The following is a 13704-nucleotide window of genomic DNA, read 5'->3' as shown; positions in this document are numbered from 1 at the left end:
TCGAGCACATACTTTTGGATATGATTCGAAAGTAATATAAATATAAAACCTCATTGGACAATCCAATGAGGTTTTTCTTTAGTGATTAGAAATTTTTAAGCAGATTGATAGCATATAAGTATTGTATTAAGCTCAATTTGTACGAGAATAGGGGTTTTTAAATACAATGTGTTTCCTGAATACTATTAAAAATGTAAATTAGTAATAGAGGTTAAAATTAAAATCAATGAAAGTATATAAAATTTTAGTTGTAATCGTGATGATAATATCATCATTGTCTAGCTGTAAATCAAAAATAAAGGCAAAAACATTTACAGTTACAAACACGCTGAATATTGAACGATCTTATGAAACGTTAACATTACCTAAGGATTTTTTTAAAGTTAAAAATTTAGATAGTCTGGGGATTAGAGATCTCGAAACGGGGACTTTTATGATTACACAATTGGTAGATATTGAAGGAGATGGTATAATGGACGAACTATTATTTCAGCCCACACTTGCACCAATGTCAGAAAAGGTATTTGAAATCGTATCAATATCTAAAAACGAGCGACCAGAAGCCAAAGATTATTGTTATTCTCGTTTTGTACCAGAACGTACTGATGATTATGCGTGGGAGAACGATAGAGTTGCATTTAGAACTTTTGGACCAACAGCTCAGAAAATGGTAGAAGATAGTATTAAAGGAGGTACTTTGACCAATGGTATAGATGCCTGGTTAAAAAAAGTCCCATATCCTATTATTAATAATTGGTATAAAAAGAATAGTATTAAGCAAGGAGCATATCATGATGATAGCCCTGAAGGACTCGATAATTTCCATGTAGGAACAAGTAGAGGAGTAGGTGGAATTGCAGTAAAAAAAGATAGTATCTACTATTCATCAAAAAATTTTATAAGTCATAGAACAATTACTACAGGGCCTATTAGAACCAGTTTTTATCTTACTTATAAGGATTGGGATGCAGGTGGTGCTATGATAAAAGAGTCAAAAATTATTAGTCTTGATCTAGGGAGTAATTTTTCTAAGTATGAACTATCGATAGAAGGAACAGACTCATTATCTGTAGGGCTTACATTGCATAAAAAAGAAGGAATTGTCTCAGGTGATATAGAGAATAGCTGGTTAAGCTATTGGGAGCCTCACGATGATTCTGAACTTGGTATGGCGATCATTGGTTTGTCTGATAACTTTTTAGGCTATGAAACTTACGATAGCAATCAAAAGGATACAAGCCACGCATATGCGCATCTCAAAGTTATTGATGCCAGTGTTATTTTTTATGCTGGTTTTGGCTGGAAAGAAAGAGGTCAGTTTACTACCAAAGAGGCATGGGAAAAGCATGTAGCTATTTTTTCTAAAAAAATTAGTAATCCCATGACGGTAGTATATAACTAACTCCAATATTATTGTCATAATAAATAATAACAATAATATTGGAGTGAATATCAAGTTTAATTTACACTGAAAGTTTTTTCTTAAAAAAATCAATTGTACGTTTCCAGGCTAATTCTGCAGCATCTTTATCATATCTTGGAGTAGAGTTGTTATGAAATCCGTGGTTTACCTTTTCGTAGAAATAAGCAGTATATTCTTTGTTATTATCTTCAAGAGCTTTTTTATATTCAGGCCAACCTTCGTTAACTCTCGTATCTAAACCTGCATATTGAAGTAATAAAGGAGCTTTAATCATTTTAGTTTCTTCTGCAGTAGGTTGCCCCCCATAGAAAGGGACTGCAGCAGCTAATGATGGAACTTTTACTGCCATCATATTGGATATCCAACCCCCAAAACAAAAACCTACAACTCCTACCTTCCCATTACAGTTCTCATGAGTACTTAGGTACTGATAACCCGCAATAAAATCTTCTAACATTTCATTACGATCTCTCTTTTTTTGAAGTACTCTTCCTTCCGCATCATCACCAGGGTAACCGCCTAGCGGAGTCAGTGCATCTGGAGCTAAACTAATGAAGTTCTCTAATGCTGCACGTCTTCCTACATCTTCTATATAAGGATTTAAACCGCGATTTTCGTGAACAACCAGAATGCCTGGTAATTTTTCTTTAATTTCACTAGGTTTAGATAATAGACCACGGATATCACCACCTCCTTTTGATGATGTATAGGTAATATAATCAGAGGATAATCTTGGGTCATCCGGGTTGATTAACATTGTATCCTTATAATTGGGCATTATAAAACTAAGTAACGACGGAATTGTTAAACCACCAACAGCATATAATGATAATTTTTCCATAAACTGTCGTCTCTCTAACTTATTATGAGCATATTGATCATATAGATCAAAAACTTCTTGTTTAATATCTTCTTTTTTAACAGTTTTCATAAGTGCTGGGTTTAGGTAATAATAGTATAAACTTTACATTAGAATCACAATTTAAATGAAAATTAAATAGTGGTCATTTAAAATTATGCTAAAACTTAAGGTTACAAGTGATGAGAGGAAAAACATCTTCTTTTTGAATTGTATTCTTTTGTTAAAATTAAAAATTATTTAATTCGGTTTACATTCTTGTTTAAGACTCTAAAGGCTTTTAGTTCTAAACGATCTCATCAAACTGTTTTCCTCTTATGCAAAAGGTTTCTATAATAAAACCGGTTATACCTCCAAAAGTATAACTTATAATATCACTCCATAAAAAGCCCTGTCCTAAAATTAGAGCACCTAGTTTATAATTACGGATGGTAGTAATCCAATGGGCCTGATATAATTGAAAAAACTCTATTATATAACAGATCATAATGCTTATGAGCATCACTCTAAAAGATTTTATCTCTATATCAATAAAACCAACGATAAAAAACCACATGAGAGCATATAGATAATCCCCGGCATATGGATATAAGAGTTCTGGAATTAGAGAAGTTCTTGATAGAAAACCAGTCAATATAGTAAGTAAAATTGCAACAATAGATACGTTTCTATTTCTTTTCATTTTTATGTACATCAATTTTCTTTTTGTCGTGATATTATAAGGAAAATATAACAACGTGGGTGTTATTAGTAATGGTAACAGTAACTGATTTAATTAAAATAAACATAAGAAAACTTTGTAATAGATTGATGATGTTATTCAGCTTCTAAGTATAACTAATCAATAAACATTATAGCGCTATGTTAATTATTGTTTAACTAATAGTAAATATGGTTAAACAATTTTGTAAATTTGAAATCAGTATTAGAATGAGTTTTATAAGATAGTAATATTATTTTTTAATAATTTACAATAAGACGTTGATATATAGTGCAAACCACAAGTTATTTATGTTTTATTAATATACAGATGAGATATGTTTGGTTTATTTAAGAAGAAGAATGAGAAAGAAATATTACAAAAGAAATATGAAAAGCTAATGAGTGAATGGCACAAGCTTTCTAGTATCAATAGAACAGAAAGTGATAAAAAATATGAGGAAGCTCAGCAAGTTTTAACAAAAATAGAATCTTTAGAAAACTAAAAGATGCAGTATACAAAAGCAGAGATAGAAGAAATGGATTCTGTAAAACGTTTAAAAATTATAAACGCAGTTTCTGGTATTAAGCCAGCTAATCTTATAGGGACAATCTCTGGTCAAGGAGAGACAAATCTAGCCATTTTTAGTTCTGTTTTTCATTTAGGAAGTAGTCCGGCATTAGTAGGATTTATAATGCGACCTGTAGGAGAAGTTCCCAGGCATACTTATGAAAATATTATGCAAAATGGGGAATATACAATTAATCATATTCATCAATCTTTTACTAAAAATGCACATTATACATCTGCCAAATTAGATAGAAAAATATCTGAATTTGAAAAATGTAATTTAATAGAAGAATATATAACCGGATTTAAAGCCCCTTTTGTAAAAGAAAGTAAGTTAAAAATAGGGATGCGTTTTGTACAGGCGATAGATATACCGCTTAATGGAACTATATTAATGATTGGAGAAATACGTCATTTAATACTACCAGATGGCTGCATGGATGATCATTTGGATATAGACCTAAGTAGTATGGATACTGTTGGAATATCTGGATTAAACACTTATTATTCTTTGAAAAAGATTTTAGAATTCCCTTACGCAAGGGCAGAAGAGATCCCTGATTTTTAAGGAATATGAGTATAGACTTCTTACGTTTGGTATTTGATATGGGATTAGTAGTATTAATCTGGCTGGTTCAATTAGTTATTTATCCAAGCTTTAGTTATTTATCAAAACAGGAGTTAATACTATGGCATGAGAAATACACTATTCGAATAGGATGTGTTGTAATGCCATTAATGTTGAGTCAACTTGTGCTGGCGATCATTCAATTTTCACGAAAACCAGAACTTTATAGTAGTGCTTCATTAGTTTTAATAACGCTGGTATGGTCTTCTACTTTTTTACAATTTGTTCCTATTCATAAAAAAATTTCTAACAGAAGAATAGATAAAAAGTTATTAAATAAATTGGTGAAGTTGAATTGGATACGTACAAGCTTATGGACAATTATATTTTTATGGACTCTATATAAATGTATAGATCATACTTAATTAGAGATAGATATAATTTTATTTTTTAATATAGAGGTAGTTATTCAATAGATAGTAGAAATTTTAAAAGATTTTCAATAAAAAAGAAACGTTTTGTATAATGGAACTTGCTAAAGAACATGTAAATATTGTATGGTTTAAACGTGATCTTCGACTGGAAGATAACGAAGCTATTTTTGATGCAGTAGCTTCAGGTTCGCCAACATTATTATTGTATGTTTTTGAAAATTCATTACAAGAAGATAGACACTATAGTCAACGCCATTGGAATTTTATTAAGCAATCTCTGCAAGATTTAAATGAGCAACTTCTACCATATAATACAAAAATATTGTGTGTAGCATCAGAAGTTATACAAACGATAAGTACCTTACAACAGTTTTGGAAAATTGAACAAGTGTTTTCTCATCAGGAAACAGGTTTGAGGATAACTTATGAAAGAGATAAAGGTTTTGCGAGATACTGTAAAAATAACTTAATTACTTGGAATGAAAATCCTAATAACGGTATTCGGAGAGGATTAAAAAACAGGGAAACCTGGAAAGAAGATTGTAATCTTTATATGGAACAAGCTTTATTAGATTTTACCCCTAATCCTGATAGTTTTATTTCAATTGAAAAAATAGCTGAATTAGAAAAAGTCTTTAATACTGTTGATCTGACAACTATAGAAAATAAAAATTTTCAACACGGTGGAACGACCATGGCTAAAAAATATTTAGCTTCTTTTTTTGAAGGACGTTATAAAAATTACAGTTTTTATATTTCTAAGCCTCAACTAGCCCGCAAGGGATGTAGTCGTCTATCACCTTACATAGCATGGGGTAACCTTTCTATCAGACAGATTTGGCAATATGCGATGAAAGAGCGTGAGAAGTCGACAAGTAAGAAGCAGATTGATGCTTTTGTTTCCAGATTACATTGGCAAGTACATTTTGTTCAAAAATTTGAAATGGAAGATATTATGGAGTTTAAAAGTATTAATAAAGGGTACCGTAAACTTAAAAAACAAATTTCAAATACATATCAAACCGCTTGGAAAAACGGACAGACAGGATATCCATTAGTAGATGCTTGTATGCGTTGCTTAGAGGAGACAGGATATATCAACTTTAGAATGCGTGCTATGGTTGTATCTTTTTTTACGCATAATTTATGGCAGCCATGGCAGGAAGCTAGCGCACATTTATCTGGTCTGTTTTTGGATTTTGAGCCAGGAATTCATTTTCCTCAATTGCAAATGCAAGCAGGAGAAACAGGAATTAATATGTTACGAATTTATAATCCAATAAAAAATAGTATTGAGCATGATCCACAAGGAGAGTTTATCAAACAATGGATACCAGAATTACAGAATGTACCGGTAGCATATATACATGAACCGTATAAAATGCCACCTATGGAACAGCAATTTACAAACGTAGTGCTAGGTAAGGATTACCCTTATCCTATTGTAGATATGAATAAAACTCGCAAAAAAGCAAGCGATACATTGTGGGATATGAAGGATGATCCATTAGTAAAGGAAGAAAGTTATCGGATTTTAAAAAAGCATACTTTACCTAATCGAAAAAAACTAGAGTAATATGAAGAAAGAATTTTCTATAAGAGAAATCGATAGAATTATTGAAATGGCTTGGGAAGATCGTACTACATTTGATGCGATCAAAATGCAGTTTGGTTTAAAAGAACAGGAAGTAATTGATCTTATGAGAAGAGAGATGAAACTTTCTAGTTTTAAAATGTGGCGTAAACGAGTGCAAGGTAGAAAAACAAAACACCTAAAGAAAAGGGTGTTTGATGATGGTAGGTTTAAATGTACCCGCCAGCGGCAGATAACCCATAACAAAATATCAAAACGAAACTAATGAGTACTAAAAAACCAGATCAGGTTGTTTATAATGAACAAGAGCAGCGCTATGATGCGGCATTGAAACCATATGCTACGGATACAGGAGCTCCGGTGATCACTATACCAGATACTATAGCCTGGAAAAACACGAATATTCATAAAGTCAATAAACAGGTCAAGGCAAAATATGAAGAGTTAAAAAAACAGTATGATCTGTTGATAGAACAATACGAGTATAATGATTTAGTATATAACGCAAAATTTAGTTTTGAACCTATCGTAGGAGAAATCTATAACTTATATAGAAACAAAAATAAACAACCATTTCTATCAATTTTGTCCCCTTCAGAATGTAATTTTGATCATTTAGGAACCTTTAGATTAAATGCAGATAAAATGTGGGAGCGACTTAACTAGGTTTGGTCTAATTATTTATTAATAAGTTTTTTATTTTAGAATAATCTCTTTTAATGATAAAACTATTTTGACTTTTCTGATGATTTTATATCTTCAAATTCTATATCATCATCCACAACATTTTTAAATGCTTGAATCCATGCATTTTTAAAAATATTGGTGATAGAAGGCCAGATTTTTGTCTTAACATTACTTAGATCTCCTTCCAGTGGTACCTTTGTAGCTAAGGTATTATTTTTTTGATTCTTTAAAATGAATTTGAAAAAGCCTACAAAACCTTCCCATAGGGTTTTTAGAAATCCATCATCTTTACCTATTAGTTTGGCATCCTTTAATAAAGGTTTCATATATCCTTTCATATAGCTATCTGCTATTGCAATTTCACTATAAAGATTAAAATTGCCTTTATCAAAATCAATACCGGCGTAGTGATTAGTAAAATCATTTAAAGCTTTTGCGTTAGCATTTTCTAATGCAAATGAAATATCCATATCCGGTATTTGTTTAAGTAAGTTTAATTTTCCATCTAATTTCACACTTCCGTTTCCAATCGATGTAGCTGTAGCTTGTAGGGTAGAAGGTAACTTTTGTTCCTTTTCTACAACGTTTCTTAAATTAGTTGCTGTAAGTTCTATTCCATTTAGATGTAAATCAATAGTAGGTTCTGCGGTAACTTCAACAAATGCTATTTTACCATTATAAATAGTTAGTGTGTTTATTTCTATGGGGACTAAATCTGTAAGCGCTTTTGTCCAATCTTCTACCTCTGCTTCATTTTCTGTTTCTTTCTGTTGATCTTCAAAAACATAAATAATTTCTGGTTTTTTTAAGATAATTTCACTTACTATCTTACCTTTAAAAATGGATTTCCACTCTATAGAAATATCCGTTTCTGCTAAGTTAATAAAAGGAACTTGCGTACCAGCATTTACCTTATTCAGATACAGTCCATTGATAACATATGCGCCTCTAATTAAACCAATATCAATGCTCTCAATTTGCCCATAATACCCAGGGATATCTGCTAATACCTGATTAACATATTTTTTTACAATAGTAGGAAGCATAATCCTTATGACAAGTAATGTCAGAATAATAAATACAGGTATGATATATCTTTTCTTTTTATATATTTTTCTTTTTGTGCTCATAACTTAGTTTTTATCTTTTTTACCATTGCCAGCAACCGTATTTAAAATACCATCCTGCAAATTAATCCATAAGTAATTAAAAAAAGACTTATTTAATTCTCTTTCTACGCTTATAGTACCATATCGATATCCATCTGCATCACTTTTAGAACCGTCATTAATAAAAAGATTTCCTATTTTAGAAAGGGTCTTATTAATATGCAAGCGATCTTTGTGTAAAATAATGAATTCAAAATCGTCGTATTTCATTTTTATATCTCCCCTAGATGCATAATTTGTTCCGCTTATAGTAAAATATAAATTCTCTACAATTCCTTTTGCTTTTGCTCTTGCATTAGAAGTAAGAAAAGGATTTAATGTTGATGCGTTTAATTGATGTAAAGATCCACTAATCAAAAATTCACTTTCTTTATTAAGTACATCAAACTCCCAATCTAATTGTAAAGGAGTACTGTTCATTAATTTAGCCGTTAATGAAATGTTTGTTTTTTTCTTTCCTAAATTCGAAATATTATTAAGCTGACCTTCTATTTGATTAAAAGTAATCATTTCTGGTTGTACAGCATCATCAATTTTTTCCTGATATCCTACAAAACCATTTTTAATATTTAAATTTTCAATATCTAAGTTGAAGTTTAGTTTCCGTAACATTTCACTGTATAATGGTCTGTAATTTTCATTATCCTGAACTAACTTATCTCTATAAAAATTTGCAGAAGGGTTTAATAAACTACCGGAAGAAGCACTGATAGAAAAATGATTATTAAGAAGGCCAATATCAAAATTTTGTAATTGTATTATGGGAATCGATAAGGTAACGTGGTCTCTTTCTGTAGTTAATTTTTTAGATAATACTGTTTTACTATATTTAGAAACCAACAATAGCGAATCTAATTTTAATTTTTTCTTATCTAAATTAATATTTCGGACCGTCATTTTTTCAAATCTGCTGGTATTTAGAGCTAAATTTTTAGCATCTAGCGATACATTTTCAAAATAGAGAGGTATCTTATTGTGAATTGTATTTTTGTTTATTTTAGTATTATTCAAGGTTAGATCAAAATGCTCAAGATGTAAATGAATAGCATTTTTATCATTGTCTAAAATTGTAAAACTTCCATTATTAATGTTAATATTATTAATATCGATTGTATTGGTAAAAGAACTCTTAGTCGAATCTTGTGGATTTTTTTTGCTAACTAAGTGAGGTGAATAATGGATTAGTGGAGTATCTATAAATAGAGAAGATACCCGTAATTTCTTATTTATGAAATAGTCCCAGTAGCTAAAACCTGATGTTTCTATTTCTTCAATGGATACTTTTGTGTGAGTTTCAGATATAGTATTCGAAAATTCAATAATGACCTGATGTAAACTAACAGAAGTATTTAATAGATTAAGATCCAGATCATCGTATTCTATTTCAATATTTTTCGGTAAATTGGTGGAGATAAAATTATGGATGCTTTTTTTTATAACATAATGAGCTCCAATAAATAAAAGTAATAGGAAAACAGCAGTTAAAATCAGATATTTTATCCAATTAGTATGTTTAGATGCTTTATTCCTCATATAAGAGCTATAACTATTTAAAATATAATATTATAGTTCAAATATATAGAAGTTAAATACGTTATAGGTGCTGTAATGATAAAGATCTAGCTTTAAATACTAAAATAGGGAGAAAGTACGAGTTGATGATTATAAGTCGATTTATAAGATTTTTCTTTCAATTAATTTTTAGTTTTAGATGTTTTCACATAATTTTATGCTTTTTAATTTTGAATAATGAATTTCAACGGTTATAATATTAAAATGACAAAATATATAATTACCTATGTAAGTATTTCTTTTTTAATATTTCCTTTCCTGCTTTTTGCTCAGGAAGCTTTACCTATTTCTTGTCCCGAAGAGATCGTTCCTTTAAAAGAATTAGAAGATCAAAATCTTCAAAAATTTTTAGAGGTGGAGATAGATAAAAATCCGCAGTGGAAAGCACTGGTTGATAAGAAAAAAATGTCAGTTGGCTTAGTGGATTTGAGCGATGAACGATTTGTAAAATATGCAGGACTCAATGATAATTTCATGATGTATGCGGCAAGTTTACCCAAAATTGCAATACTACTAGCTGCAATGGATGCGTTTGAGACGGGAGAGTTATCTGAGTCTAAGGAAGTTTTAAAAGATTTACGTTTAATGATTAGTAAATCTGATAATAAGGCGTCTACCAGAATGATAGATCGACTGGGATATGAAAAAATTGAGTCTGTCTTAAGAGGTCCTAAACATAAATTGTACGATGAAGAAGTAGGAGGAGGACTTTGGGTCGGAAAACGCTATGCCGCTGGTGGAAGAAGATATCCAGAACCTATGAAAGGACTAAGCCATGCAGCAACTACTTTACAAGTTTGTAGCTTCTATTATCAATTAGCCATGGGTAATCTGGTAAGTACAGAACGTTCTGCGCAGATGCTTAAAATAATGAAAGATCCTGCTTTACATCATAAATTTGTGAATACACTAGATAAAATTGCACCAAATGCAAAGTTATTTAGAAAATCAGGTTCTTGGAAAAATTTTCATTCTGACTCTATTCTTGTTTGGGGACCTAAAAGAAAATATATATTAGTTGCTTTGATTGATGATAGTTATGGTGAACAGATTATTCGAGATTTAGTAATACCATTAGAAAAAGTTTTAAAAAAGTCCTATACATTGACCAGCAGATAGTATATTAGACTGCATGTATCAGAAATTACGTAGTTTTTTTAAACAGACATTTGATATACGAGATGGTGAAATATTCATCTCGTTATTAATGCAAATGTATATCTTTTTGATTATAACGGTTTTATTAATTGTAAAACCTACTATTAATGCATTATTTCTTTCTAAGCTAGGTGCTGATCATTTACCCTATGGGTATTTAATTGTAGCGCTCGTAGCCATTATCAGTTCCTATTTTTATAATGGTATTATTCGTAATTTTTCAATTAAGACAGTTGCTGTTTTTACGTTAATAGGCTTTAGTATAAGTTTTACTGCTTTAAGTGCGCTCATGTTCTTTTCTATTTTAAATAATTGGGTGCTCTATTTTTTTTATATTAATGTAGCTTTATTTGCGGTATTGGCAACCTCTCAATTTTGGATATTGGCAAACCTCGTTTACAATGCCAGAGAAGCAAAACGATTGTTTGGATTTATAGGTGCAGGTGCCATTGCTGGAGGTGTTTTTGGTGGATATCTAACCTCAATTCTAGCATCACTAATCGGAAACCGTTTTCTAATTTTAATTGCAGCGATCTTAATTTTATGCTGTATCCCTATTTTGCATAAGGTATGGGGGATGCGGGTTAGTAAATTGAATACTTATGTGAGAAAACAACGTAAAGAAACGCTTAAAAACTCAGGAGAATCTTCTTTTAAAATTATTGTCAAATCAAGGCATCTTTCTAACCTTGCCTTAATTGTTGGTATAAGCGTTATTATTGCCAAGCTTGTAGATTTTCAATTCAGTGATTTTGCGCACAAAGCAATTTTAGATTCTGATGAATTAGCCTCTTTCTTTGGTTTTTGGTTTTCTAGTTTCAATGTTATAGCCTTACTTATCCAATTATTTTTAACCAATAGAATTTTAGGAGTTCTTGGTGTAACTTCTACGTTGTTAGTGTTGCCACTAGGAATTGCTTTTGGTTGTTTGGTATTTCTCACCTTTCCAGAACTTTGGGTTCTTATTATTATAAAAGGAATGGATGGGAGCTTTAAACAATCAATTAATAAGGCAGCTACTGAATTGTCAATCTTACCTATTCCATTTTTACTTAAAAATCAAGCTAAATCATTTATTGATGTAGTAGTAGATAGCATTGCTACAGGTATTGCAGGGTTCTTATTAATCTTTATCATCAGGAAGTTAGATTTGAGTACTTCCTATATTACAGTTATTATCCTTTTATTTTTATTTGTCTGGATTTTACTGATATATAAATTAAGAGAAACTTATTTTAATTCTTTCCGTTCTAATCTTCAAAAGTCAGTTTCTTTTACACCTGATGCTATGAAGGATTTTAAAAAAGAAACGACACTGGATTCTTCTATTAGAATTTTAACTTCTGGTAATGATGATGAAATTCTTGTTTTGATGGATCGATTGGATCATTTTAAAATGAAGCCTTTAAAGCAATATATATTGCAATTATTGGATCATTCTTCTATAAAGATAAAAGCAGCTGCGGTTCGCCAACTATATAGATATGATAAAGGAACCGCATCGGATAAAGTACAATCCATGCTTCATATCCCAGATGATACTTTTGTTCTGGTTGCGATGGAGTATTTAGTACTACACACTAATCTAAAAGATACCGATATTTTTAACACATATCTTGATCACGAAACAGATTATATTGCGAATGCAGCCTTATTATGCCTGGCAAAAGAGTCACATACGAATCAGAAAATTGGAGTTAAATATAATTTAATAACAAGAATAGAATCCATTATAGCTTCGTTACAAGAATCTAAATCGGATTTTAGAAAACAAGAAATAGGTGAAGTTTTAATAACCATAGCTTATTCAGGTAAACCAAAGTTTTATTCTGTAATCTGGCAATATCTGGAACACCCTGATTCTTATGTGGTAATGAGTGCTATTAAAGCTGCTGGTATTACAAAAGATGAACAATTTGTAGAAGTACTTGTGGATTTTTTAGAATTTAAGCAATATCGAAAAACGGTGATCAAAGCACTTAAAAATTATGGTGAAGAGATTACAAGAACTATTTTTAAATATGATCGTGAAGAAAATATATCAGATAAAGTACGTAAATATATTCCGAAAGTAATCGAGGTTTTTAAAACCCAAACATCAGTTAAAATGTTGTTTCGATTATTAACAAGTAAAGATGTGTTAATCCGATTACAAGCTTCTAAGTCATTGAGTACCCTAAAACGAGGTAATTCATCATTAGTATTTAATCAACGTAAAATTAATAATCGAATTTTTAAAGAAAGTGAATTTTATAAAAAGACAATTAGTTCTATAGCAACTTTACAATTAAAGTTAGATTCGTCAAAACTTCAAGATGAGATGTTAATAGATACCAGTACTTCATTGTCTATGGCTAGAGAACAATTGATAGAAATCCTCAATTCTCAATTAGACCAGTGTTTAGAGTGTATTTTTAGATTATTAAGCCTTAAATATGATAAGACAGATATGGAGTTTGTGTATTATGGAATTAAGAGCGATTCCAGAGAGGCACAGATGAATGCTATAGAATTTTTGGATAATTTATTACAAATTAAATTAAAAAGTACATTACTGCCTCTTATAGAATATCATATTCTAGAGACAGATAATGAGTTTATCAAACGATCCGAATTTCTTCACATATCTGAAAAGAGATGCTTGACATTACTTATGAAAAATAGAGGCAAGAAAATTAAATTGGCAACAATAAAAGTGATGAGATATACGGGGGATTCTGACTATGCTAAACTATTAATACCATACAAAAAGCATAAAAACATAGAAGTACAGGACGCAGTAAAACAAGCTTTATTTTCCTTAATTAAGAGTAAGATTGCAGTGTAGGTAATAATAAAACAGTTTTGTTATAATATGATTCTGTTTCATCTTGTTACTTTTTCTTCATTACTTGTAAATGAAATATAATTTGTACTGATTGAGTTAATAAAAGTAATATTATTCAAATACCTTGCTGTAAATCAATAAAA

13 protein-coding genes are annotated in these 13704 nt (G+C 30.4%); 9 read left to right on the top strand and 4 right to left on the bottom strand.

Features of this window, described 5'->3' with window-relative positions; all coding sequences use genetic code 11:
• The first annotated feature begins 226 nt into the window (after positions 1–226).
• Positions 227–1402, top strand: coding sequence for a DUF4861 family protein (locus ABD816_RS16215; protein ID WP_344929171.1), 1176 nt, complete (start codon positions 227–229; stop codon positions 1400–1402).
• A gap of 61 nt (positions 1403–1463) precedes the next feature.
• On the opposite strand, the gene ABD816_RS16210 is transcribed toward ABD816_RS16215, so the two are convergent.
• Both ABD816_RS16210 and ABD816_RS16205 read right to left on the bottom strand, forming a co-directional pair.
• Positions 1464–2354, bottom strand: coding sequence for a dienelactone hydrolase family protein (locus ABD816_RS16210; RefSeq protein ID WP_344929169.1), 891 nt, complete (start codon positions 2352–2354; stop codon positions 1464–1466).
• 214 nt (positions 2355–2568) lie between these two features.
• Positions 2569–2964 carry a ribosomal maturation YjgA family protein gene (locus tag ABD816_RS16205; RefSeq protein WP_344929167.1) on the bottom strand — a complete coding sequence of 132 codons (396 nt, stop codon included), beginning with the start codon at positions 2962–2964 and terminating at the stop codon, positions 2569–2571.
• 355 nt (positions 2965–3319) lie between these two features.
• Between ABD816_RS16205 and ABD816_RS16200 the strand changes: the two genes are divergently transcribed.
• The 6 genes from ABD816_RS16200 to ABD816_RS16175 all read left to right on the top strand — a co-directional run bounded on the left by ABD816_RS16200 (position 3320) and on the right by ABD816_RS16175 (position 6814).
• Positions 3320–3487, top strand: a complete 168-nt coding sequence (locus ABD816_RS16200) for a Lacal_2735 family protein (protein WP_344929165.1) — start codon at positions 3320–3322, stop codon at positions 3485–3487.
• A gap of 3 nt (positions 3488–3490) precedes the next feature.
• Positions 3491–4120, top strand: a complete 630-nt coding sequence (locus tag ABD816_RS16195; RefSeq protein ID WP_344929163.1) for a flavin reductase family protein — start codon at positions 3491–3493, stop codon at positions 4118–4120.
• 5 nt (positions 4121–4125) lie between these two features.
• On the top strand, positions 4126–4545 hold the full coding sequence (locus tag ABD816_RS16190) for a hypothetical protein (RefSeq protein WP_344929162.1): 420 nt from the start codon (positions 4126–4128) through the stop codon (positions 4543–4545).
• 100 nt (positions 4546–4645) lie between these two features.
• Positions 4646–6130, top strand: a complete 1485-nt coding sequence (locus ABD816_RS16185) for a cryptochrome/deoxyribodipyrimidine photo-lyase family protein (RefSeq protein ID WP_344929161.1) — start codon at positions 4646–4648, stop codon at positions 6128–6130.
• A gap of 1 nt (position 6131) precedes the next feature.
• Positions 6132–6413, top strand: a complete 282-nt coding sequence (locus ABD816_RS16180; protein WP_344929159.1) for a TIGR03643 family protein — start codon at positions 6132–6134, stop codon at positions 6411–6413.
• A complete protein-coding gene (locus tag ABD816_RS16175; RefSeq protein WP_344929157.1) occupies positions 6413–6814 on the top strand; it encodes a DUF2452 domain-containing protein in 402 nt (133 codons plus the stop codon). The genes ABD816_RS16180 and ABD816_RS16175 overlap by 1 nt, the downstream gene beginning before the upstream one ends.
• Positions 6815–6876: 62 nt before the next feature.
• On the opposite strand, the gene ABD816_RS16170 is transcribed toward ABD816_RS16175, so the two are convergent.
• Both ABD816_RS16170 and ABD816_RS16165 read right to left on the bottom strand, forming a co-directional pair.
• Positions 6877–7965 (bottom strand): DUF748 domain-containing protein, encoded by a 1089-nt coding sequence (locus ABD816_RS16170; RefSeq protein ID WP_344929155.1) that lies wholly within the window; start codon positions 7963–7965, stop codon positions 6877–6879.
• Positions 7966–7968: 3 nt separating this feature from the next.
• The gene (locus ABD816_RS16165; RefSeq protein WP_344929152.1) at positions 7969–9537 is read right to left on the bottom strand and encodes a DUF748 domain-containing protein; all 1569 of its coding nucleotides are present in this window, start codon (positions 9535–9537) and stop codon (positions 7969–7971) included.
• A gap of 243 nt (positions 9538–9780) precedes the next feature.
• On the opposite strand from ABD816_RS16165, the gene ABD816_RS16160 reads away from it, so the two are divergent.
• Positions 9781–10695: a serine hydrolase gene (locus tag ABD816_RS16160; protein WP_344929150.1), complete on the top strand. Its 915-nt coding sequence runs from the start codon at positions 9781–9783 to the stop codon at positions 10693–10695.
• Between the two features lie 13 nt (positions 10696–10708).
• A complete protein-coding gene (locus ABD816_RS16155) occupies positions 10709–13561 on the top strand; it encodes an Npt1/Npt2 family nucleotide transporter (protein WP_344929148.1) in 2853 nt (950 codons plus the stop codon).
• Positions 13562–13704: the final 143 nt, after the last annotated feature.

The sequence above is a fragment of the Aquimarina addita genome, assembly GCF_039539305.1.
Lineage (GTDB): Bacteria > Bacteroidota > Bacteroidia > Flavobacteriales > Flavobacteriaceae > Aquimarina > Aquimarina addita.
This window is presented reverse-complemented; position numbering and strand designations above follow the sequence as displayed.